The 23,306-nt window shown below is 46.2% G+C and carries 17 protein-coding genes; 8 read left to right on the top strand and 9 right to left on the bottom strand.

Features of this window, described 5'->3' with window-relative positions; translation table 11 throughout:
• Positions 1–5: 5 nt before the first annotated feature.
• Positions 6–356: a dihydroneopterin aldolase gene (gene folB, locus AC27G9_RS06780; protein ID WP_487072392.1), complete on the bottom strand. Its 351-nt coding sequence runs from the start codon at positions 354–356 to the stop codon at positions 6–8.
• Positions 357–486: 130 nt separating this feature from the next.
• Here folB and plsY point away from each other — a divergent pair, with 130 nt between their 5' ends.
• Positions 487–1,089 (top strand): glycerol-3-phosphate 1-O-acyltransferase PlsY, encoded by a 603-nt coding sequence (gene plsY, locus AC27G9_RS06775; RefSeq protein ID WP_487072390.1) that lies wholly within the window; start codon positions 487–489, stop codon positions 1,087–1,089.
• Between the two features lie 25 nt (positions 1,090–1,114).
• Here plsY and AC27G9_RS06770 read toward each other — a convergent pair whose 3' ends face one another.
• Positions 1,115–2,320 (bottom strand): alkaline phosphatase family protein, encoded by a 1,206-nt coding sequence (locus AC27G9_RS06770; protein ID WP_487072388.1) that lies wholly within the window; start codon positions 2,318–2,320, stop codon positions 1,115–1,117.
• A gap of 23 nt (positions 2,321–2,343) precedes the next feature.
• Positions 2,344–3,357 carry a tRNA (adenosine(37)-N6)-threonylcarbamoyltransferase complex transferase subunit TsaD gene (gene tsaD, locus AC27G9_RS06765; protein WP_487072386.1) on the bottom strand — a complete coding sequence of 338 codons (1,014 nt, stop codon included), beginning with the start codon at positions 3,355–3,357 and terminating at the stop codon, positions 2,344–2,346.
• A 293-nt stretch (positions 3,358–3,650) separates the two neighbouring features.
• Here tsaD and rpsU point away from each other — a divergent pair, with 293 nt between their 5' ends.
• The 5 genes from rpsU to AC27G9_RS06740 all read left to right on the top strand — a co-directional run bounded on the left by rpsU (position 3,651) and on the right by AC27G9_RS06740 (position 8,969).
• Positions 3,651–3,866 (top strand): 30S ribosomal protein S21, encoded by a 216-nt coding sequence (gene rpsU, locus AC27G9_RS06760; RefSeq protein WP_012517258.1) that lies wholly within the window; start codon positions 3,651–3,653, stop codon positions 3,864–3,866.
• Positions 3,867–3,950: 84 nt separating this feature from the next.
• Entirely contained in the window at positions 3,951–4,394 is a 444-nt protein-coding gene (locus tag AC27G9_RS06755) for a GatB/YqeY domain-containing protein (protein ID WP_487072380.1), read from the top strand.
• Positions 4,395–4,474: 80 nt separating this feature from the next.
• The gene (gene dnaG, locus AC27G9_RS06750) at positions 4,475–6,250 is read left to right on the top strand and encodes a DNA primase (RefSeq protein ID WP_487072378.1); all 1,776 of its coding nucleotides are present in this window, start codon (positions 4,475–4,477) and stop codon (positions 6,248–6,250) included.
• Positions 6,251–6,504: 254 nt separating this feature from the next.
• Positions 6,505–8,337, top strand: coding sequence for an RNA polymerase sigma factor RpoD (rpoD, locus tag AC27G9_RS06745; RefSeq protein WP_487072376.1), 1,833 nt, complete (start codon positions 6,505–6,507; stop codon positions 8,335–8,337).
• A gap of 185 nt (positions 8,338–8,522) precedes the next feature.
• Entirely contained in the window at positions 8,523–8,969 is a 447-nt protein-coding gene (locus tag AC27G9_RS06740; protein WP_487072374.1) for a YHS domain-containing (seleno)protein, read from the top strand.
• A 38-nt stretch (positions 8,970–9,007) separates the two neighbouring features.
• Here the strand turns inward: AC27G9_RS06740 and AC27G9_RS06735 are convergent, their stop codons facing one another.
• The 3 genes from AC27G9_RS06735 to AC27G9_RS06725 all read right to left on the bottom strand — a co-directional run bounded on the left by AC27G9_RS06735 (position 9,008) and on the right by AC27G9_RS06725 (position 15,270).
• Positions 9,008–10,876 (bottom strand): family 16 glycosylhydrolase, encoded by a 1,869-nt coding sequence (locus tag AC27G9_RS06735; RefSeq protein ID WP_487072372.1) that lies wholly within the window; start codon positions 10,874–10,876, stop codon positions 9,008–9,010.
• A 218-nt stretch (positions 10,877–11,094) separates the two neighbouring features.
• On the bottom strand, positions 11,095–14,205 hold the full coding sequence (locus AC27G9_RS06730; RefSeq protein WP_487072370.1) for an efflux RND transporter permease subunit: 3,111 nt from the start codon (positions 14,203–14,205) through the stop codon (positions 11,095–11,097).
• A gap of 3 nt (positions 14,206–14,208) precedes the next feature.
• Positions 14,209–15,270, bottom strand: a complete 1,062-nt coding sequence (locus AC27G9_RS06725; RefSeq protein ID WP_487072368.1) for an efflux RND transporter periplasmic adaptor subunit — start codon at positions 15,268–15,270, stop codon at positions 14,209–14,211.
• Positions 15,271–15,466: 196 nt separating this feature from the next.
• On the opposite strand from AC27G9_RS06725, the gene AC27G9_RS06720 reads away from it, so the two are divergent.
• Both AC27G9_RS06720 and AC27G9_RS06715 read left to right on the top strand, forming a co-directional pair.
• Complete coding sequence (locus AC27G9_RS06720; RefSeq protein ID WP_487072366.1) at positions 15,467–15,895, top strand: hypothetical protein; 429 nt, start codon at positions 15,467–15,469, stop codon at positions 15,893–15,895.
• Positions 15,896–16,031: 136 nt separating this feature from the next.
• Positions 16,032–17,792, top strand: a complete 1,761-nt coding sequence (locus AC27G9_RS06715) for an acyl-CoA dehydrogenase family protein (RefSeq protein ID WP_487072364.1) — start codon at positions 16,032–16,034, stop codon at positions 17,790–17,792.
• Between the two features lie 78 nt (positions 17,793–17,870).
• Here AC27G9_RS06715 and AC27G9_RS06710 read toward each other — a convergent pair whose 3' ends face one another.
• The 3 genes from AC27G9_RS06710 to AC27G9_RS06700 all read right to left on the bottom strand — a co-directional run bounded on the left by AC27G9_RS06710 (position 17,871) and on the right by AC27G9_RS06700 (position 23,280).
• Positions 17,871–18,392, bottom strand: coding sequence for a hypothetical protein (locus tag AC27G9_RS06710; protein ID WP_487072362.1), 522 nt, complete (start codon positions 18,390–18,392; stop codon positions 17,871–17,873).
• A 12-nt stretch (positions 18,393–18,404) separates the two neighbouring features.
• Positions 18,405–22,406, bottom strand: a complete 4,002-nt coding sequence (locus AC27G9_RS06705) for an ExeM/NucH family extracellular endonuclease (protein ID WP_487072360.1) — start codon at positions 22,404–22,406, stop codon at positions 18,405–18,407.
• A 346-nt stretch (positions 22,407–22,752) separates the two neighbouring features.
• A complete protein-coding gene (locus tag AC27G9_RS06700) occupies positions 22,753–23,280 on the bottom strand; it encodes a DUF3016 domain-containing protein (RefSeq protein WP_487072358.1) in 528 nt (175 codons plus the stop codon).
• Positions 23,281–23,306 lie beyond the last annotated feature (26 nt).

Genomic DNA, 23,306 nt, shown 5'->3' with positions numbered 1-23,306 from the left:
AAACCTTATCGTTCTTTTGCCATATTAACCGCAACCCGTTGCGCGTCGGGCAGAATTCCGGGCTTTTCTATTTCTACTGCGACTCGTGCGATGGGAAAACGCTGGAGCAATGTGTCCAAAATTGCGTTACCCAATGCTTCAAGTAATTCAAATTGACTCTGTTTACCGACGTCTTTCACAGCATCAGCGACGGCAGCATAATCAATGGTGTCATTAACATCATCTGATTCCATCGCCTTTTGCAAATTGGCGTGAATAGTAATATCGACAATAAGTTCGGTAGTGCGCTCTCTCTCCCAGTCGTAAACGCCAATTAGGGTCTCGACCTTGAGCCCTTGAATCATTATGGTTTCCATGAATGATAACTTCTCATTTTACGTCATCCGACCATCCACTTATCGATCAATAAGTTAGGCCATTTGTTGGCATGACGCTTCAGTTTTTAGTAGTGTGACCGCAGTGTAACGTGAACGGCCACAGTAATACATGATTGCGAGTATAATTCTGATGATTTGTGTCAGCTACCTCATGGGGTCGCTGTCGAGTGCTGTGGTGGTGTGTCAGCTTTACGGGTTACCCGACCCGAGAACCGTGGGCTCTCAAAACCCTGGAGCCACGAATGTCTATCGACTTGGTGGTCGTATTCCTGCAGCATTAGTACTCGTTTTCGATATCCTCAAAGGCACACTGCCTGTTTATTCCAGCTATTTGTTGGGCATTGACCCACTTGGACTGGGATTGATCGCCTTGGCCGCATGTCTCGGTCATATTTTTCCTCTATATTTTGGGTTTGTAGGTGGAAAAGCGGTGGCAACAGCGTTTGGCGCTATGCTTCCTATTGGCCTAGATTTGACAGGGGCCTTAATTGCTACCTGGTTACTCACGGTATTTTTGACTGGATACTCTTCGCTAGGTGCGCTTGTCGCGGTCTCTTTAGCGCCACTTTTTACGTGGTGGATCAAACCTCTTTATACCCTACCAGTAGCCATGATATCGGTGCTCATTGTCATCCGCCATCATGGCAACATCATCCGCTTGCTTCGCGGTGAAGAATCCAAAGTTTGGTCAAAAGGCCAATCCAAAGAATAGCGGGGCTTTGTGTAGCACGTCACATTTAATGGCGAAGTGCCTTCGACAAGGTTTGGCCGTCGCTCGCAACAGGCGCTAGCAAATCTAACCCGAGGATTTCGGCAATCACCGGGTAGACTTCGAGGTTGCTAAACGTTGGAATCGTCTGACCTCGCACGAACGCTGGCCCTATAGCAATAAACGTCGCCGCCATGTCTGGGTGGTGATTTTCGTATCCGTGACCACCAAATTTCTGGCTGACGTCTGCCGTTTTCGAAAATTTCACCGGCGGCGAAACTTCAAGCACGATATCCCCAGTACGACTATTTCTTTGGTAGTGACGAGCCTCTCTTTGGGCATCAGAAAGCACTCGATAGCGACCATTAGCGATTCGACTCAAACGCGCTCGTTCAGATTGAATGTCTACTTCGGACACATCATCTCTGGCGTACAATGCGACCATGCTCGTCGCTACATCAACACCAAACGCTTCTCCAATTTCAAGCTCTTCAACCACGACAGACTTTTCCGGTTCGAGTCGTGTCATACCGTGGTCAGAGACAATGATCAAATTCACGTCTATGGGAAGGGCTTGAAGCCGCCGATAGAGCTGCCCCATCAACGCATCAACCACCTGGACCGCTTCACGGGTTTGCGGTGCCTCAGGGCCAAACTCATGGCCGACTGAATCCGTTAATGAAAAGTAACCCGCTACGAAACGCGGTCGCTGTGCTTGGGGTAGTGACAACCACTGAACTATTTGGTCTATACGATTTTGATAATCAGCATATTTTGAATAGTGGAAAAAATAACTCGGCGTCATACCGTTGATTCGGGCATTGGATTCGGGCCAAAAGTATGTTGCTGCTTTTACCCCTTGCATCTCCGCCAAATTCCACAGCGGGATACCGTTAAGCCAAGTGCTATCTTTATGCCCTTTTCCCATGGAATAGCTATCGTGCCGCACTTTGTCATAAAAGTGATTATCGACAATGCCGTGGTCAATCGGATGTAGCCCAGTGACAAGCGATAGGTGATTGGGGAAAGTGCTAGATGGGTAAACTGGGGTCATTCCCTTTGCTCTCACGCCTTGCGCGGCAATGGCTTTGATTTCCTTCGCATCGTGCAAATCAGCATAATCGTAGCGAAATCCATCGAGAGAGAACAAAACAACGTGTTGGGGTGTCTTTTCTTGCGCTAATACCGGACAGCACAACAAAAACAGTAAACTAATGACCGATGCCAATCTCACTAACACTTTCTCCTTGTCTCAACCTAAATAGCACTTAAGGTATCAAGCGGCCACCTAGGTACGGCTTTGGCTGATAGTGCCGTAAACTCGCCAGCTTTGAGTCTCTGCATGCCTGCATAAGCAATCATGGCACCGTTGTCGGTGCAATACGCAAGAGACGGGTAAAAGACTTCCCCTTTCAACTCGCCCATCATGTCACGCATGGCCTCTCGCAATTGTTTGTTGGCACTAACGCCTCCGGCGATAACAAGCCGCTTCAGCCCTGTTTGTTTTAATGCGCGTTTACACTTAATCATCAGCGTATCAACCACAGCTTCTTGGAATGCATACGCAATATTAGCCTGTGATTGTGACAAATCTTCTGCAGCGCGAATGGTATTTGCAGCAAAGGTTTTCAAGCCACTGAAACTGAAATCCAAACCCGGTCTATCCGTCATAGGACGAGGAAATTGGTAATGTCCAGGCTCTCCTGATTCCGCCAGTTTGGCCAGAAGTGGTCCTCCGGGGTAATCCAGGCCAAGTAATTTCGCCGTTTTGTCGAATGCTTCCCCTGCCGCATCATCGATAGATTCGCCCAACACTTCATATCGGCCAATCCCTTCCACTTTAACCAACATAGAATGACCGCCCGACACCAGCAGCGCGACAAAAGGAAACGCAGGGGCGTTATCTTCGAGCATGGGAGCCAACAAATGCCCCTCCATATGGTGAACACCAACTGCAGGTATGTTCCAAGCGTATGCCAAAGCACGTCCAACGGACGTACCAACAAGTAGAGCGCCAATGAGTCCTGGGCCTTGTGTAAAGGCGATACCATCAAGATCGCTACCTTGGGTGCCCGCGTCGTCTAGTGCCTTTTGAATAAGCGGAACAATTTTCCTAACGTGGTCACGAGACGCCAGCTCAGGTACTACGCCACCATAATCTGCGTGAAGTTTCACCTGACTATACAGTTCATGCGATAGCAAGCCTTGCTCGTCGTCATAAACCGCAATACCGGTTTCATCACATGATGTCTCAATTCCTAAAATTCGCATGCCGCAACCACTTATTTTTAACTTCAATAAAATCTGGGGGCAGAGTTTAACATTGTGCACAAAGATAAGGTATAGTTTGGGGACACCTCACCCCGAAGGTATTCCCTGCACCGCATTTTCGCCTTGCGATTGGATTTTTCAAAGAAACCGACAAATACTGTCTATTTTTTGACATTCAGGCTTTACTTCTTCGCCAGATATGATTAGAATTTCGCACCATTTTTAACCCGGGTGGTGATTTTTATCCCTTTTAGACCCCGGAAATATAGTTAAGTTTTTGAGGTGAGAATTTAATGCCTATCGTTAAAGTTAGAGAAAACGAGCCGTTTGATGTAGCGCTACGTCGCTTCAAGCGTTCATGTGAAAAAGCAGGTGTACTTTCAGAAGTTCGTCGTCGCGAGTTCTTCGAAAAGCCTACTTGGGAACGCAAGCGTAAGAAAGCTGCTGCTAAAAAGCGTCACTTGAAAAAGTTGGCTCGTGAAAACGCACGTCGCGTAAAACTTTACTAAGATAGTGGTTTTTTGAAACGGCGCTATGCGTAATGCACTAGCGCCGTTTGTTGTTTAAGCCACCCACAAAATCGAAGTATCGCTATGACACTAATCGAGCAATTGAAAAACGCCCAAAAAGACGCAATGCGTGCAAAAGACAAGTTACGTCTTGGCACAATTCGTATGGCGTTAGCTGCTGTGAAGCAGCGTGAAATTGATGACCAAAAAACGCTAGAAGACAGCGACGTATTGGCTATCTTAACCAAGGCGGTTAAGCAACGCCAAGACGCAGCCGCGCAATTCGATAAAGCAGGTCGTGAAGACTTGTCGTCAGTTGAGCGTGCAGAAATTGCCGTCCTAGAATCGTTTTTACCCCAACCTCTGTCTGCGGAAGAAATCAGTACGCTGATTGATGAAGCCATCACTGCAACTGGCGCTGCCTCAATGCAGGATATGGGCAAAGTAATGGGCATGCTCAAGCCTCAAGTTCAAGGCCGAGCAGACATGGGCGCGATAAGCGGCCAAATCAAAGCTAAGCTCAGCTAATTTCGATACTGCGCAACAAGCTCGTTGCGCATTGTCTTTCCACTGTTTAAAGTAATTCTTTTTACTCCTGTACTGGTGCTATGGCTGGACGAATTCCTCGCGATTTTATTGACGACCTGCTCAACCGAACTGACGTGGTTGAAATTGTTGATAGCCGTGTAAAACTCAAAAAAGCAGGTAAAAATTATCAAGCTTGCTGTCCATTTCACGACGAAAAAACGCCATCATTTACGGTTAGCCAAGACAAACAGTTCTACCACTGCTTTGGTTGTGGCGCACATGGCAATGCCATCTCGTTTATCATGGAGTTCGATAGACTAGAATTTGTCGAAGCTATCGAAGAACTTGCCAAACTACACGGTTTAGATATCCCTCGAGAAGCCAGTAGCCGACCGCCTATTTCTGAGGCAAAAAAACAGCAGTTAGTCGATGACTACGAACTGATGGAGAAAGTCACACGCTTCTTTCAACATCAATTGAAACACCACAGCAACAGTGCAAAGGTTATCGATTATCTCAAGAATCGAGGCCTTTCTGGTGACATTGTCAAGCAGTGGGAAATTGGCTATGCGCCTTCTGAATGGGATGGGGTATTAAAGCAATTTGGTACTGATGCTAGCCGAGTTAAGCAGTTGATTGATTTAAAATTAGTCAATCAAAACGACAATGGTAAGCAATACGACTTTTTCCGTGACCGCGTAATGTTTCCGATCCGCGACCGTCGTGGCCGAGTCATTGGATTTGGCGGCCGGATATTAGAAGGCGACGGGCCTAAGTACCTCAACTCGCCGGAAACTCGTATTTTCCACAAAGGCAATGAATTGTTTGGTTTCTATCAAACGCGTCAAAACAATCGCCAACTCAAAAACGTACTGATTGTTGAAGGGTATATGGATGTCGTGGCTTTGAGTCAGTTTGGTGTTAACAATGCCACAGCCGCTTTGGGCACTGCGACCACCCCAGATCATATCCATTTATTGGTGAAAAATACGCAACAAATTGTTTGCTGCTACGACGGAGATAGAGCAGGAAGAGAAGCAGCATGGCGCGCTGTGGAAAATGCACTACCGGCACTGAAAGATGGTGTGCAAATGACGTTTCTGTTTCTGCCTGACGGCGAAGATCCCGATACCATGATTCGCCAAATCGGACAGGACGGGTTTAATGAGTTGATTACTCAGGCTATGCCACTTTCGCGTTTCTTCTTTGAACACCTACTAAAAGAGCACAATCCCGGCACACCTGAAGGTAAAGTTGCATTAAAAAATGCCGCACGCCCATTGATTGAACAAGTGCTTGGCGAACAACAAAAAGCCATGTTAGAGGAAGAGCTCAGCAAATACACGGGTGAGTACGACAGATTTCGCTTACAGCAAGATATCAACCAGGCGAACCTCAACAGCAAACCTAAAGGATTTGACGCAAAGCAGCATCAAGTACAAAAAAATCAGCTGTCGCCGTTACGCATGATGTTGCGTCTTTTGGTCGATCAACCCTCATTGGCTGCTAGCTGCCCGGATGTTATGCCAGTATTACTGCAAAATAGCGGCTTAAAAGGCATTCCCATTTTGATGGATATTCATAGTTACTGTTTAGCCAATCCATCTGCCAATACTGCGCAGCTACTTGAAAACTTTCGAGACCACCCACACAGTAATGGGATTGCAAAGTTACTCAGTCAAGAATTATTGATTACTGAGTCTGATGCTCAAAGTGAATACGAGGGTAGCTTTGCGAAACTGCTCGATTGGTGCATCGATAGCCGTTATGAATCGCTGCTATCAAAAGCCCGTTTGGCAGGCCTTACCGACGACGAAAAGCAAGAGCTTAAAGTGCTATCACTCGAACGTCGATAAGCTGTTGAGAAAAATCTGCCAATTGGTCTAGTTTCTTCAACTTTTGGCTAGAAAATGAGCCGCGAATCTAGTCAAAGGCGGGCAAAATCTGCTATACTGGCTAATTCGCTGCAAGACGAAATACCGATGTGCAGCCTTGTGATTTTTCCGCGTTAGACTGGTTAGTATGCGGGTCACAGCACGAATATAAGAAGGTTTTGCATAGTGCATTTTGCAGAACCAATAATTGAATCAATGTGAGAAGTGTAGGATATATGGCGCAAAGCAAGCAGTCTCAGATTAAACTCCTGATTGCCAAAGGTAAAGAGCAAGGTTACTTAACTTTTGCTGAAGTGAATGACCACCTGCCGCAAGACATCGTCGATTCTGATCAAATCGAAGATATTATCCGCATGATCAACGACATGGGCATTCAGGTGTCAGAATCCGCTCCGGATTCAGATGAATTGCTCATGCAAGAAACAACGGCTGATGAAGATGCTGCCGAAGCAGCAGCACAAGCCCTAGCCACTGTAGAAAGTGAAATCGGTCGAACGACAGATCCTGTTCGTATGTACATGCGTGAAATGGGTACCGTTGAACTACTGACTCGCGAAGGCGAAATTGAAATCGCCAAACGTATTGAAGACGGTATCAATCAGGTACAGTGCTCTGTTGCAGAGTACCCAGAAGCCATTACTTACTTGCTTGACCAGTGGGATTTATTTGAAGCGGAAGAAATCCGTCTTAGCGACATTATTTCTGGCTTCGTTGATCCTAATGAAGCGGACGATGTTGGCCCGACAGCAACCCACGTAGGTTCTGAACTAACTGAAGAGCAGTTAGACGAAGAAGACGAGGACGATGACGACGACGACGATGAAGAGGACGATAACGCTATCGACCCTGAATTCGCTCGCGAGAAGTTCGCTGAATTACGGGTTCAATATGAAGCCACTCGAAAAGTCATTGATGCAAAAGGCCGAGCTCACGCTGACGCTCGTAAGCAAATTAACTTGCTGAGTGACGTTTTCAAAGAATTCCGTTTGGTTCCTAAACAATTCGATCGCATGGTTCGCAACATGCGTGAGATGATGGATCGAGTCCGTATTCAAGAGCGCTTGGTCATGAAGCATTGTGTTATCAATGCCAAGATGCCAAAGAAAGACTTCATTAAAGCATTTGCTGGTAACGAAACCACTAATGACTGGTTACAAGGCCTTTTAGCGTCTGACGCTCCTTACGTCCCTATGCTTGAGATGTACAGAGAAGAAATCGAGCGCTCTATCGGAAAAATGAACCAGGTCGAGCAAGACACTGGCTTAGTGATTGCCGATATCAAAGATATCAACCGTCGCATGTCGATTGGTGAAGCGAAAGCACGCCGAGCGAAAAAAGAAATGGTAGAAGCTAACCTTCGTCTTGTTATCTCGATTGCGAAAAAATACACCAACCGTGGTTTGCAGTTCTTGGACTTAATTCAGGAAGGTAACATCGGCTTGATGAAAGCGGTAGATAAGTTTGAATACCGCCGCGGCTACAAATTCTCGACTTATGCAACGTGGTGGATTCGCCAAGCCATCACGCGTTCAATTGCTGACCAAGCAAGAACGATTCGTATCCCAGTGCATATGATCGAGACGATCAATAAGCTCAACCGAATTTCGCGTCAAATGCTTCAAGAAATGGGCAGAGAACCGACACCAGAAGAATTATCAGAACGCATGATGATGCCTGAAGACAAGATTCGCAAGGTGCTAAAAATCGCTAAAGAGCCAATCTCTATGGAGACACCTATTGGTGATGATGAAGATTCACATCTTGGTGACTTCATCGAGGACAGCACGATTATTCAGCCCCTCGATTCTGCAACAGGTGGCAGCTTGAAAGATGCCACGCAAGAGGTATTGGCAGGCTTAACGGCAAGAGAAGCGAAAGTCCTTCGTATGCGCTTCGGTATTGATATGAATACCGATCACACTCTTGAAGAAGTCGGCAAACAGTTTGACGTAACCCGCGAACGGATTCGTCAAATCGAAGCGAAAGCACTGCGTAAATTACGTCATCCAAGTCGCTCTGAGCAACTCAGAAGCTTCTTAGACGAGTAGATTGAAACATCAAAAAGCCGCGATTTATCGCGGCTTTTTTGTATCTATACGACTGATTTTAATAACCATTTACTATAGCTACCTGATAAAACTTTATTTTTTTCTGAAATTTTTTGGCGAGACGTTCGGTTTATATCGATAATGATTGTATAAACCATGTCCAACACAGGGCTTAAGGAACAAAAATGAAGTTCGTAAAATTTGCAGCAATGATCGTAGGTGTTTTCTGGGCGAGCCTTAGCTTCGCTGCCGATCCTATCGAAACAGGTACTTTCAATAACAAAGCGATTTATGGCTATGACACCGTCGCTTATTTCACACAGAATAAAGCGGTAAAAGGCGACAAAGAAATCACTTACAATTGGCGTGGTGCAGATTGGTTTTTTGCCAATGAAGAGCACAAAGCATTATTCGTTGCTGATCCTGAAAAATACGCACCTCAATACGGAGGTTACTGTGCGTACGCTATGTCTGATGGCCGCTTAGTTGGTATTGATGAAGATGCATTTACCATCGTTGACGGTAAACTTTATCTGAATTACAGCAAAAGTGTCATGAACGAATGGCGTTCAAACCAAGAACAATTTATTAAAGAAGCAGACGAATACTACCCAAATGTCGTTGACCTCTAATTTAATAACTGTGAAAAAGCCGCTTCGAGCGGCTTTTTTTATGCCTGATTCCACCGCCTTAAGATAAACCCAGCAGCAATCAAAAGTACCCACCATGACATGGTTCCACCACCCGATTGATTGCTGGATGGCGGGCTTGTCGTCGGCGTCGGATTTTGGGTCGCTGGCGGCTGAGACACAGACAAAGCCAGCGATGCAGTGGTCGTCAGTGATGGATTACCACTATCAGTCACGTTTGCCGTTATCGTCGCTTGTGATATCGCTAATTCACCGGGCTCAAATGTCAGTGTGTTGTCCTGCGTTGTATAATCCGTTACGCCAGCGGTATCCCAAGTAATTGTGTGAGTGTCATTACTATTTGTATCGCTTATCATCGCGGTAACCGTCACTGTGCCTTGGTCAGTCACGATGGCAGTCGTTACTTGGGAAGATTGTACCGCTTCCAAAGAAACTTGCGCAGCGACGTTTTGTTCTTGTGCCCCTTCGGCACTAAAGTAAATATTATCTAGGTATACAGTGCCATTGCCCGTTATTTTCAACTGAAACACATTTTCCAAGTCTGGTACGGTATACGCTGATAAGGGAATCGATACCGTCTGCCAAGACTGTTGTTCGACGTCGATATCAAACGGGTTTTCCAATGGGCCCGGACTAATGACATAAATTGCTAAGTTGTTTGCATCGTGAGTCCAGTAATCAAGATGTAAGAAATCCATAGCGCTCACATCCTGTGTGTTGTCTTCAAAACTTGTGCCTTGATAATTCAAATTGCTGTATTTGAGCACGGTATTGCTGTCGATATCGATTTGCTCAACTTGGGTAGCCTGACCCCAATTGGGATTGTAATTGATATTAGTTATGTCCGAGTACTGGTCACTGAATAACGAGATAACTTGCTGGCTGGGTAACATGGGGGGAGCTGGCGCGCTCACTGGCGCTGTCTGAACTTCACATCCGCTGGCATCAACCGTCACGCCTTCGGGCGTATTTGGACAGACATCATTTCTATTGCTTACACCATCATTGTCATCATCTTCTATAACAGGCGTTTCTTCATTGCAGCTTGTCAACGCATTTGCAGTGGTTTTTTCACAATGCGCTACGTAATCTACTTCCATCGTGGCCATGTCCAAGGTGTCGTCGATATTACCACCTAAGGTGCCACCCATTGCCACATTGATCAGTACGAACATAGGCTCCTGATACTGACTACAGTTCGATAAATCATGCTCAGCGACTATTTGATCATTCATGTAAAATGCAATCGAGTCGGCATCCCACTCCATAGCGTATGTTGTCCACTCCATGACATCATTGGCACCGCCGGGATAATTTACGCGTCGCTCCGCACCACAGTTTCCAGTGTTAAAAAAATTGGTAATGTAGCGATCACCATTGTTGGCATACCACTCCCATACATCGATCTCACCGGCACCAGGGTTGGGCCAAGCTATTGAATCATTGTCACCTTTAACTGGCTGTTCACTGATGCGGTTCTCAAGCATCCAAAATGCTGGCCAAGTACCGCCTTTTAGTTCTAAAAATCGAATACGCGCTTCGACCCGGCCGTATAAAAACTCGCCTTTATCTTTACTGTTCAAGCGTCCAGATGTCCATGGACGTATCCGATTACCCTGCCCTTCACAAGCGACTTCACCTCTGCGTGAAATGATTTTTAGTGTACCGTCAGAGACTTCATAATTTCGCAGTTCGGACACATCATCATCGGTGTAACACTGTATTTCATTGTTGTAATTAGCCTGCGTTTGGGCAGTCCATTTTGTAAAGTCGACTCGATTCCCGTCAAATTTATCTATCCACGTGACTTCCCAACCAGCTTGCACGTGGCTACTGGCCAAAGACGTAAAAACAGTTAACCAACAAAGTCGTTTCAGGCGAGAAATCATATGGCAGGTGCTCTTTTTTTAATCGTTATGTTTCGGATACTAAAACGATGAATCTGTCTTGGCAACAAAAATATGAAAGCGCTTACATACTAATTACAAAAATGAAGAAATCACAATTTCCATCAAGCAGAGATAAAACGAAACGTATAAATGAAGATTGATATCAACAAAAAAGGAGGCGCTTTGCCTCCTTTGTTACTGTCTGTATGACCTGAATACTAGCGTAACTCGCCCTTCGTGTAAGGGATATCACTCTCCAGCTTATCAATGGTTTGTGTACGTTTTAGTGGCGACCCAGTCTTAATTGCTAACCAATTGTATGCAGTGGGAACAACAAACAAGGTCATAAAGGCGGATACCAATACACCAGCAAAGATTACCATACCGATTACCATTCGACTTTCAGCTCCAGGGCCGGTTGCAAGTAACAACGGCAAAGAGCTAAATACAGTAGTGAACCCTGTCATGACTATTGGCCTGAGTCGTTGTGCAGCCGCGCGTTTTAATGCTTCTTCAAATGGGGTACCTGCATCTCGTAGCTGATTGGCAAATTCGACAATCAAAATACCATTTTTCGCGGCGAGACCAATCAACATAACCAACCCAATTTGGCTGTAGATGTTGAGCGACATCCCGCCCAAGTATAAACCGACAAACGCACCAACCAACGCCAATGGCACCGTTAGCATGATTACGAGAGGATGAATCCAGCTCTCAAATTGTGCAGCTAAAATCAAGAACGTTACCGCCAGTGCCAGCATGAATACAAACACGAACGAGTTGCCAGATTCATGGTATAGCTGAGACTCTCCCTTATAGTCGATAGATACTGTATCAGGTAGCTCAGTTGCCACTATGTTTTCCAAAAATGCGAGCGCTTCGCCAACAGTATATCCATCGGCTAAATTCGCCGATATCGTAATCGCTCGCATACGGTTATAGCGGTTAAGTTGAGCGGATGTCGCACCTTCAGTAAAGGTGAGCAAATTATCCATTGGGATAAGTTCATTGGTACGCTGTGACCTGACGTATAAGTTGTCAATACTGCTAGGGCTTCGGTAGTCACTCTCATTACCCTCAAGAATCACATCGTATTCTTCGCCTCTATCCAAGAAGGTTGACACTCGTCTCTGTCCTAGCATGACTTCTAGTGTACGACCTATGTCACTAATTGAAACACCTAAGTCTGCAGCACGGTCACGGTCTATATTGATCTTCAACTGTGGAGAGGTCTCTTTGTAGTCAGAATCTAAACGCACCAGTTTTGGGTTTTCCGCTGCTTTAGCCATGACTATGTCACGCCAAGCAACAAGGTTCTCGTACGTATCGCCTTGCAATACAAACTGTACTGGTCGCCCAAAGCCTCTACCCGCAATCCCACTTCGCATAATCGCAAATGCACGTACATCGGGGATTTCGTTGAGCTCTCGACTGATTTCCGCCATCAAATCAAAAGTGGAATCAGTGCGCTCATCCCATGGCGCATTGCCTACAATGGCGATCCCTGAAGATCCACCAAAGCCGGGAGTTCTCACCAACACACGACTGACTCGACCTGCCTCTCGGTAAGGCAGCAACACACTCTCAATTTTTTCAAGGTTAGCTGCATTACTTTCAAAGCTTGCCCCTTCTTGGGCCTGCATGAGAATAAAGAAATTACCTCTGTCTTCACGCGGCACAAATTCGCTAGGGATTTTGCTCATTAGCTGCCATACCACGACCACCGACAAAATCAGCATCACCATCATGACAATGGGCTGATGCAGTGTTTTGGTCAAGGTGTTGTAGTAGCCTTTTTCGATATTTTGAAAACGTTTGTCGACCCAAGCGCCAAAGCCAGAACTACGCTCACGTTTTTTCAATAACTTGGACCCCATCATCGGGGATAACGTCAGTGCTGTAAAACTTGAAAATATGACGGCCGCAGCAATCGCCAATGCGAACTCTGTGAATAATTGGCCGATGTTACCTTCAAGGAAGACAAGAGGAACAAATACAGCAACGAGCACAAGTGTCGTTGCGATAACGGCAAACCCCACTTCCCGCGCTCCTCGATACGCCGCTAAAATCGGCGGTTCACCCAGTTCGATACGGCGGTAAATGTTCTCCAACACCACAATGGCATCGTCAACAACCAAACCAATTGCCAGTACTAGAGCAAGTAAAGTCAGTAAGTTAATCGAGAAACCCAAACCGTACATAACGATAAATGCGGCGACTAGAGATACAGGTACGGTAACAGCAGGAATAAGCGTTGCACGGATATTGCCCAAGAACAGGTATATCACAACGACGACCATAAACATGGCAATCCCAAGTGTGTTGTACACCTCGTTGATGGACTCCTCGATAAATACCGATGAATCATAGCTAGGAACAATAAAAATGTTGTCAGGTAAAGTAGCTTCAATGCGCTCAATTTGCGCTTTTGCCTCTCTCGCGACCTCTAAGGTATTTGCTTTAGATTGTTTAACGATCCCTAAACCAATCATATTCACGCCATCGCCGCGAAACTCCGTTTCATCGTCTTCGGCAGCGAGTTCCACGTGTGCAACTTCGCCCAGACGAATCAAATAGCCATCGTCACCTACGGCAATGGTCAGTGCGGCAAAATCCGCTGGAGAAAGAAAACTTCTCGCTACACGGACTTCGAGATTGCGATCGGTTGACTGCACCTCCCCCGCGGGGAGTTCCACATTTTCTGCACGAATGACTCGCTCTACATCAGCCACGGTAATACCGCGCGCAGCCATTGCATTGCGATTTAGCCACACTTTCATTGCATAAGTGCGGCCACCACCAATTTGTACTCGCGCAACACCCTCAGCAATGGATAAGCGGTCTACAATAAAACGCTCAGCGTAGTCAGTTAACTCCATCACGTTGAGGTTTGTGCTGCGTAAGTTGTACCAAACTATGACGCTTTCATCTGAGTTCGATTTCGAGACCTCAGGTGGATCTGCTTGATCGGGTAAGTTATTGAGAGCGCGACTCACTCGTTCCCTCACGTCATTCGACGCGGCGTCAATATCGCGTGATAACTTAAACTCAATTGAAATACTCGAGCGACCATTTCGGCTGTTTGAGGTGATGTTTTTTATCCCCTCGATACCACTAATACGATCCTCAAGTAGCTGAGTAATGCGAGTTTCGACAATATTGGCTGATGCACCAGGGTATGTGGTGTTAATCGACACTATGGGTGGGTCGATGTCCGGATATTCGCGAAGCGACAACATACCAATCGCAACAATACCGAAGATGATCAAAAGTAGGTTTACTACGGTGGCAAAAACCGGGCGCTTAACTGAAATATCTGAAAGTAACATAGCTTACCCCTTCGCGATTTCTTCAATCACGCGAACCTTCGACTGATCTCTGATTCGCAATGTCCCTTCTGTCACGACGCGGTCCCCTTCTTGCAACCCATCTATGACTTGGACTGTGCCGGGACGGCGTGCACCAATGATGACTTCTTGCTGGCGAACTTTATCTTCGACCAGTACAAAAACGAATTGCTTGTCTTGATTGGGCACCAATGCTTTTTCTGGGATAACGAGTGTTTCAAGTACCTGCTTCTCTAGCGTAATTTGAAGCAGCATCCCGGGACGAAGTTTTTCTTCACGATTGTTAATAATTGCGCGTACTAATATGGAGCGCGTCACAGGATCAATTCTCGAATCAATGCCGCTTATTTCCCCAGTAAATTGCTCTGCAGGATAAGCGACTGAGGATGCTGTTACCTTTTGGCCCACATTCAAACTAGCTAGGTGATTCTCTGCAATACTAAAATCGACTTTTACAGCACTGATATCATCTAACGTCGTAATCGCGTCGGCTGGGCGCACAAGAGATCCTACGCTGATTTCACGTATACCCAAGCGGCCAGCAAACGGCGCGCGAATCTGGAGATCTCTAACTTGCGCATTGGCCACTTCAATTTGCGCTTCCAAGGTTTTCACTCTTGCTTGTTGCTCGTCTAACAGCTGTTCTGACGCGGCATTTTCTTTTGCTAAGTCTTTGATTCGAGTCAGTTGCCGTTTCGCCTCAGCGAGACTGACTTTCAATTCGTTCACTCGAGCTTGTTCTTCTCGGTCGTTTAGCTGAACCAATAGTTGCCCTTTATCAACAACTTGACCGTCGTCAAATGTGACCTGTGAAACAATCTCAGTATCTTGAGCAGTGAGGGTCACAGATTCATTGGCTCGAGCTGTGCCGAGGGCTTCAATGGTGACGGGAAACATTTGTCGCTGCACAGTTTCAACCTTCACTGGCGTTGCTCCTGCGCTACGGCGACCTTGGGTCTTTTCTTCGGGCATGTTGAGGTAAGCAATAAAGCCACCTAGCAAAACCACACCGATTACGAGTGGAGAAATCTTTGAAGCAACAGACATAAAAAATCCTTCGGGTTGATATGCATAGCCAATACGTTAGGATTGGACATCAAACTAGAGACACACAACGCTGCCACAGGCAGTGTTTTAATGATCCGATATTCTACTGATTTTGATGAGCAACAAATTTCTTTTAACAGCTATTTTAGTAGTTTTACCGCTTTTTAGCTGCACGAACCCACCACCGGCGTCGCCAATGTGTCGCGTTGCCGATGATATTGCCTCACCCAATGTGCAAGCCGAACGTGTTGCTTGCCTGATCAAAACCCCATTGGGCATTGCATTAATCGGAGATAAAGCGGGCCAATCATTGAGGCTACCTCAGCAAGACGTGAGTTCGCTACAAAATATCGCCTGTGAAGCGCATACTGCAGCTTGGCAACACACGGGGTTAAACGTCGAGGTTTCGCGCTTGCTGACTGTTTCGTCTAAAGGGCTGGCAATCTATCATTGCAATTTTAACGATGGTCTCGCCCAATTCCCGCATCCTTATTCATTGCCGAGCTGGACGGAATCCTCGTCAGCCTACCTTCATCAACTCGATCCCTTTCTTTTTGAAAACAATGCATTGCAAAATAAAGATGACCTAACCCCTATTCGCGACGGATTTGTCGGCGCACGATAGATTATCAAACTACACTGTTACTCTGACTTGGGACTTTGACCATAACTTTGGTGAATTGCGTATTTAACTACTCCTAAAATCACTTTTGTGCGTATAATACAGTCAATTTAAACACCTGTTTGAAAAGGAGTGCATCATGCCTCAGTATCAGGCTCCCTTAGCGGATTATCAGTTTCTCTTAAAAGAGTGGATGGCAATTGACAATCACTATCAAGAATTAGGTATTGGCGATTTTGACTTTGAGTTAGCGAGTGAAATTCTCTCTCAAGGTGCCAAGTTTGCCGAAGACGTCGTCGCTCCTTTGAATCGCGAAGGTGATGAGGAAGGTTGTAAGCTTGTCGATGGAAAGGTTTCAACACCAGAAGGCTTCGCAAGCGCTTATCAAGATTACGTTGCCAATGGTTGGAATGCGATGTTGGGCTCTGCCGACTATGACGGTCAAGAACTCCCTTACACTATGGCGGTACCTGTTCACGAAATGTTAAACTCAGCAAACCTCAGTTGGCGTCTGACAACAATGCTAACCGAAAGCGCTATTCTTGCTGTAACAAAACACGCTTCAGAAGCATTGAAACAAACGTATCTCGCTAAACTCATCTCTGGTGAATGGACCGGTACGATGAATCTAACTGAGCCTCAAGCTGGTACGGATTTAGGTTTGCTTACTACAAAAGCCGAGCCCCAAGGCGATGGCACCTACAAGGTTACTGGCAATAAGATTTTTATCACTGCTGGCGACCAAGACTGGAGCAGTAACATCATTCATTTGGTGTTGGCACGTCTACCCGATGCGCCTCCGGGTGTCCGTGGCATTAGCCTATTTATTGTGCCTAAGTTCATTGTTGACGAAAATGGCGAACCCGGTGAAGCCAATGCTGTATCCGTTGGTAGCATTGAGAAAAAAATGGGAATTAAAGCGAGTCCGACTTGCGTCATGAATTACGATGGCGCGACAGGTTGGCTTGTAGGTGAGGAAAACAAGGGTCTAGCGTGTATGTTCACCATGATGAATGACGCTAGATTCCAAGTTGGTCTGCAAGGCCTAGGTGCTGCAGAAGCGTCATATCAAGGCGCATTAAGCTACGCCCGTGAAAGGCTGCAATCACGCGCCCCACAAGGTGTTCAGCAACCTGATAACAAAGCTGATGCCATTGTCTATCAGCCCGATGTGGCTCGTATGCTACTGACGCAAAAGTCGTTGGTAGAAGGTTGCCGGGCACTGTCATTGGTCTATGCCAAGTATATGGACGTGGAAAAGCTGTCCGACGGAGAAACCAAAGACAACGCAGAAAAAGTCCTGCAATTCCTCACACCGATATGTAAGTCATTCATGACCGATATGGGTTTAGAAACGACCAACCTGGGTGTTCAAGTCTATGGCGGTCATGGCTTCATCAGAGAATGGGGTATGGAACAATTGGTTCGCGACGTGCGAATTGCCATGCTTTACGAAGGCACTAACGGGATACAAGCTTTGGACCTTATCGGCCGTAAGCTCACTCGAGATGGTGGCCAAATGCTAGCAGCAACGCATTCGGTCTTTGCGGAAATGGCCAGCGCGATTACGGATCAAGGTAAACGTGCGGATGCACAAGCCCTACTCAATGAATGGTATCAAACATCGCAAGCGTGTTTAGCTCTCAACCCAGAGAATGCTGCCGCCGCTGCGTGCGACTACCTTAACTACTCGGCTTACATGCTCATCGGCGTCTTATGGTTAAGTATGGCTGACAAAGCCGCTCGTGGCGATAACGCGGTTTTGGCTGCGGGGAAACAGAAAACCTGTGACTTTTATTTGCATCGCGTATTGCCGAGAAAAGACATGCACAAAGCAGCGCTTCAATCAGACGCAGATGTGCTGCTAGCGGTAACAGAAGGCGAATTCGATTACGCATAAGCTGCCAACAAGGTAATGTTTACATCAAAAAAAAGCCCCGCATTTGCGGGGCTTTTTACTTCTTGCGATTAATACAGATTAAGCACGACGTCTCAGTGCAACCAACGCACCTGCGATAAGCAGCATGCCTAGTGTTGCAGGCGCACTGACTTGATTGATTTCAATTGGCGTAGACGCTGTGAAATCATCACCAGTAAGTGAGTTAGCTGCATTTAGCACAGTCGCGTCAAAAGCCGCAACACCACTATCAAGAGCAATCAAGTCAAACGATGCCAATGTGATAGGGCCTGATACGTCAATAAATGCGACAAAGTCAAAAAACACGCCAGTAAAGAAGTCAGGCGTATCGAAGACTTCACCATCAAGACCATCGTTTGGCCAGTTCGTTGTAAAACTAGTGAAATCATAGTCAAACAAATTCACGTCAAACAACAAATCGAAGCTCAATAGGTCTATTGCATTGTCGAAGTCGCCAGTTACCGTAAAGGAAACAACATCTCCAGCTTCTACTTCAGTTGGGCCGTTCACATCAACAGTGATTAGCGCCGCGTTAGCGTTTGCTGCAAAAGCAAACAACATCATTGCAAAAAACTTTTTCATTACTACTTTTCCTTATCTAATTGCACATCTTGCGCGAGTACATAACGGGCGCATGAATCTGATATCTCTCGCATTCACGAGACCATCGTTATTAAAATCAAATGACATATCGATTGATTGACGGCGAACAATCGCAGTAATCAAGCCACGAATATCCAAAGCATCAACATCACGGTCGCCATCAAAATCACCCAATACTGGCTGTAAAGGGAGCGTTAACTGAACAATGACCGGGTCATGGTCAGACGAGCGGAAGCCCGTTGTACCAAAGTACTTAACAAGGTGATTGTCAGATTTAAACTCAGTGTTGTAATCAAATACACGTGGTTCATCAGCATTGATGTTCCAAACTTGTGCACCAGTCACGTATTCAACTAACCCAGCTGACGCAAGAGCATGGTCCAAGTAACCGATTTCGCCACCAAATGAGTAGGAATATGCGGCACTACCACCAAACGCTTCAACCAAGTTAGTGAAGCCATTGCTTTCAAACTCAAGAATTGGGTCTTCACTCGCATAAGCGTTTAAATCACCCATGACTAAGATGTTTTCACCTAGTGTTTCAGCATTGTCTGCCAAAACGCCCATTAGCGCTTGTGCAGCTTCAACACGTACTTGGTTCCAACACGCTTGTCCGTCATTCTGGTCAGCATTGCCACCGGTCGCTGAAGAACAGCTGCCTTTTGAGCGGAAGTGGTTAATCGCTAGCGTAAACGTTTGGCCACTATACTGATCTTCAAATGCTTGAATCACAGGAGGACGGTTGCCAAAATCAAATGGTACCGTTTCAATTGTGATTGCATCACCCACAGGAGTGACAGACGCAGGCTTATAGAGAATACCCACTTTAATGGCGTCACCACCTAGCTCAATACCGTTGACGTCAAGTAAGTTAGTAACGGTAATGTAGTCATAAACGCCTTCACCGTTTACGGCATTTAGCTCGTTGACAAGCTGCGCGATTGCAGACTCAGTACCAAAACCATCATTTTCTACTTCAACCAAGCCCAGTACATCGGCGTCGATTGCAGTCAGTGCACTGACGAGTTTTTCGTTCTGGCGAACGAACTCAACTTCGTTATCCGCACCACGCGGTGTTGGGAACTCTGGGCCATTGAAGTAGTTAAGCACGTTAAAGCTTGCAACACGTAAGCCGCCTTCTACTTCAAATAATGGCGCATCTGTACGAGGGTTGCTCTGCACAAACGACAAACCGTTAGTTGGGATCAAGTTGTAGTTATTGAACGCGTAGTGTAATACCCCTTCAGGGTTTACCACACTGTCACCTAGACGCAGTGTATCGTCGTAACTCAGACCCGCTTCAGGGAATGGCACAACATCTGGATTTTGTGCGCTGTTGCCATCGTCGATTAACAGACGATCAACATCATTGGCTGCTTCCAATGCAATTGCTTCTGGGCTGCCCGCCGGGTATTGGTTGGTAGGCGTAAACAAACGCTGAGACGACACTTGGAACTGACCAAAACGGCCTAGATTGAAGTTATCCGTAACAACCAACTCTTGATTGAACGAGATAACCATGCCCTCATAGGCTTCAAGCGAATCCACGCTCTCGAAAGGCATAGCGAGGCTAACTGCATCAATCACATTACCAGAAGACACAACTTCAACACCGCCATCAAGAGTGATTTGAGTCGCATTTCTAAACTCAGAAACCGCACCTGCTAAACGAACCAAATCGCCTTCTGCAGGGAAAGTTTCAAGATTTCTTGCGAAAACAAACAGGCCTTCAGATGTTAAGTCGTTGTCATCTTGGTCAGCACTTTCTTCTTGGATAAAGAAGCCATTCAAGCCAGGAAGTGAGCGAGTCACAACCGCTTCGACATTGACAGTTTGGCCCGCTAACGGCGTTGCCGCACCATCACCTTGAATAGTACTGATTAGCACGTATTCAGTCGGACCTGTTGGATCTGTAGGATCGGTTGGGTCTACGCTGTCAACCGTATGCGAAGCAAAGAAACTGAACGTGTTGCTGCTGTAGCTATCCCATTCAACATCTCTGTCAAAGTTAGGGTTACGAGTTGGGTTACCTTCAGAAATTGATGCTTTGCGCACCAAGGTAACGTTCGCGCCCCAGCCAACACGATTGCCGTACGTACCAAGCGCATCAACAATAGCACCGTCAAAAGACAGTTCAATGTAGTCATCACCGTTGAAGTTAGCTACACCTGAGACCAAATCAGCGCCAGAGGCGATTTGTGCATCAGCTTGGCCATTAACAATAGTAAACGTGCCATTGGCTGGAATCGTGCCGCTGAGTGCGACTGTAGTACCAGCAGAAGTAGAGCCATTAGAATACAAAGCAACTTCGTAACCCGTTAAGCTCACAGGCGCGTTTGTTGGATTGTAAAGCTCTAACGCTTTATTGAAACTCGAGCCTTCGATGTATTCTGAGATAAATACTGCAGCAGATGTCGTTGGTGGTTCAACTGGGTCTACCGGGTCTACTGGGTCAACCGGATCTACCGGGTCAACTGGATCTACCGGGTCCACTGGATCAACCGGACCAGAACCATCACAGCTTGACGCGAAAATCATGTCAGCAAGTTCAGGCTTATCGATAAACGGGTTACGGTTACCTTGGTATTCATAAATGCGGTCGTTACGGGTCGCTTCAAAATCGTCAACTGGGTCACTCTCGTGCCAAGCTAAAAGCGTACACAACTTACCCAAATTCGGTGTGCCCGTGCTTGTCGTGCGGTCAACCAATACCAAATCCGGTGTATTGTCACCTAGACCGTCGTAACGAGTGTCCATGTAGAACATCATACGCGCTACATCACCTTTAACAGCATCACGAGGCTCGAATGAATCGCCGTCAATACGGTTAGCTGGTGCTTCGGCTAATGGGCTATCACTGATATCGAAGTCCAAATTGCCACGCGAGCCATTTACAGAGATATCAGTAGGACGTAAGTGATGGATATCGGTGTAGGCTGATTCGCTGCGAGTTGGGAAGCCATGACTACTTGCCCATACGTGTTCACGATTCCAGTTATCGGGATTGCTCGACTGAGAACCACTGCCGTTGCTCGTTTTTGCAAGTGATTCGCCTTTGTAGAACAAGATCACGTTGTCTGTAGATGACGGGTCTTCGTCAGTTTTCGTCAACGCAGTCCATACTTCCGAATACGTTAGAACTTTATGGTCAAGCGTAATCGTATTGTTGATGATGGCGCGCAATTCTTCTGCAGTTTTGCCTTGAGCAATTGCTGTATCCACATCCATATAATAGGCAGTGGCATCGTATTCTGCGAGTGATTTAATAGGCGCCAGTTCAGGGCAATTGAAACACACGGCTTCACCAGTTCCGGTATCACCACCAGCGCCAGTATCGCCGCCTGTGTCGCCGCCAGTACCTGTATCGCCGCCAGTATCTGTCGAACCGGCTGTCACGCGCACTTGGTTAATAAGCAAGTACTCAGAGCCCGCGCCATTTTGCATAGCAATACGGACTTGTAACGTATTACCAGCGGGAATAGATGCAGTGATGGTAGCATTGGTAAAATCATCGCTCACGGTATGACCATTGCTACTCACGTCAGTTTGAACTAACTGGAAATCACCGCCGTCTACACTGTAGAACACATCGATATAGTCTGATGGTTCGTGATTACCATTCTCAGTTAAGGTGACTTCAAGGGTCGCGCCAGATGCGCCGCTGATATCGATACTGCTGGAATTCCAAATCCCCTCGCCGTCGATATCTCTGGCTTCGAATGCGCCGTTTTGTACTCTAAACCAATCGCTTGTCGCTGTCAGCTGAACGCCAGATGTGTCAATTGACCAGTTTGTGATGCCATCGAGATCAACGACTACGCCGTTGTCTGAAGTGTAGGATGCACCTTTTCCGTCGCTAGACGCAAAATCTTCAAAGTAAAGATTTGCATTTGCACCGAAAGTGCCAGTGGCTAGAACCGCTGACAAAAGGAGCGCTGTTTTACTGCGATTAAAGCGAAGTCGAGACTTAGCTTCTGCCGTATTATTATACATACCCTCGTTTCCCCTGTGTTAAAGTACAGCCAGTTTTAAAGGTTCTGTTAACACAGCAAGGAATTGACTTAAATCTTAAAAAAACTTTAATAAAGTAATAAATTCATAAACTTAAAATCAATAAATAAGTTTATTAATTGAATAGGTAAGCTAATTTCCTAATAAGTTTCGCTTACTGTTAACAAATCAATAAAAAACTCATTAGCTTTGAATTTTTGAACGTATTAATAGATACACCTAATTGGATAAATGCTAGGCAATTTTGCGGGAAATTAGAGGTGACCGACTCAAACGCCCACCATCTGAGTCGGTCTAGGCACAATTAGAAATGAAGATAGAAAGTGGCTTAGTTTTTAACGATTTGGTCACCAAACTCTTTACCAAACCAATCTTTCAACATGGCCTTCTCATACACAAAGGCATCAGAATTTCTTCTCGAAACGATCCTGTCTTGAAACACCATGTCTTTAAGTGACACTTCAGCGGTTTTAATCTCATTGCCGTCGGCGTCAGATAACGAATATGAAAAATCCATTCTTGGGATCCATGGTCTGTCGATTATTCGAACATCCGCCGCCCCAGCTCCAAAACCAGCGAATCGACTCGGCCAAACTTGACCAGCCAAATCTACATCCGTCACTGTCATACTCAGTGAATAGCCTTCAGGGAGGTCTTCTGAAAGGTGCTCCATGTATTTCTCTAGATTGGCAAAAACCCGTTTGCGAAACCCGGCGCGGGTCTCATTCGCGGGGCGAATATCAGTATATGATTTAGGTTCTTCCCAAGTAATTTCTACCCGCCCCTCTTCTTGTGCAAAGCACGAGGCAGAAGCGGCTATGGCAAGCGTACATAACAAAACAGATTTACGCATCATGGCTCTCCGTCGACGTCATTAAGTGA

The organism is Alteromonas sp. 5NS40-0096 (genome assembly GCF_057544385.1).
This window is presented reverse-complemented; position numbering and strand designations above follow the sequence as displayed.

Bases quoted from the DNA above. Each gene is read 5' to 3' on its own strand.
- AC27G9_RS06720 (WP_487072366.1), top strand. From the start codon at position 15,467: ATGTGTCGCGTTGCCGATGATATTGCCTCACCCAATGTGCAAGCCGAA.
- rpsU (WP_012517258.1), top strand. From the start codon at position 3,651: ATGCCTATCGTTAAAGTTAGAGAAAACGAGCCGTTTGATGTAGCGCTA.
- AC27G9_RS06755 (WP_487072380.1), top strand. From the start codon at position 3,951: ATGACACTAATCGAGCAATTGAAAAACGCCCAAAAAGACGCAATGCGT.
- AC27G9_RS06705 (WP_487072360.1), bottom strand. From the start codon at position 22,406: ATGTATAATAATACGGCAGAAGCTAAGTCTCGACTTCGCTTTAATCGC.
- AC27G9_RS06740 (WP_487072374.1), top strand. From the start codon at position 8,523: ATGAAGTTCGTAAAATTTGCAGCAATGATCGTAGGTGTTTTCTGGGCG.
- AC27G9_RS06710 (WP_487072362.1), bottom strand. From the start codon at position 18,392: ATGAAAAAGTTTTTTGCAATGATGTTGTTTGCTTTTGCAGCAAACGCT.
- dnaG (WP_487072378.1), top strand. From the start codon at position 4,475: ATGGCTGGACGAATTCCTCGCGATTTTATTGACGACCTGCTCAACCGA.
- AC27G9_RS06700 (WP_487072358.1), bottom strand. From the start codon at position 23,280: ATGATGCGTAAATCTGTTTTGTTATGTACGCTTGCCATAGCCGCTTCT.
- AC27G9_RS06725 (WP_487072368.1), bottom strand. From the start codon at position 15,270: ATGTCTGTTGCTTCAAAGATTTCTCCACTCGTAATCGGTGTGGTTTTG.
- AC27G9_RS06715 (WP_487072364.1), top strand. From the start codon at position 16,032: ATGCCTCAGTATCAGGCTCCCTTAGCGGATTATCAGTTTCTCTTAAAA.
- AC27G9_RS06735 (WP_487072372.1), bottom strand. From the start codon at position 10,876: ATGATTTCTCGCCTGAAACGACTTTGTTGGTTAACTGTTTTTACGTCT.
- plsY (WP_487072390.1), top strand. From the start codon at position 487: ATGATTGCGAGTATAATTCTGATGATTTGTGTCAGCTACCTCATGGGG.
- tsaD (WP_487072386.1), bottom strand. From the start codon at position 3,357: ATGCGAATTTTAGGAATTGAGACATCATGTGATGAAACCGGTATTGCG.
- rpoD (WP_487072376.1), top strand. From the start codon at position 6,505: ATGGCGCAAAGCAAGCAGTCTCAGATTAAACTCCTGATTGCCAAAGGT.
- AC27G9_RS06730 (WP_487072370.1), bottom strand. From the start codon at position 14,205: ATGTTACTTTCAGATATTTCAGTTAAGCGCCCGGTTTTTGCCACCGTA.
- folB (WP_487072392.1), bottom strand. From the start codon at position 356: ATGGAAACCATAATGATTCAAGGGCTCAAGGTCGAGACCCTAATTGGC.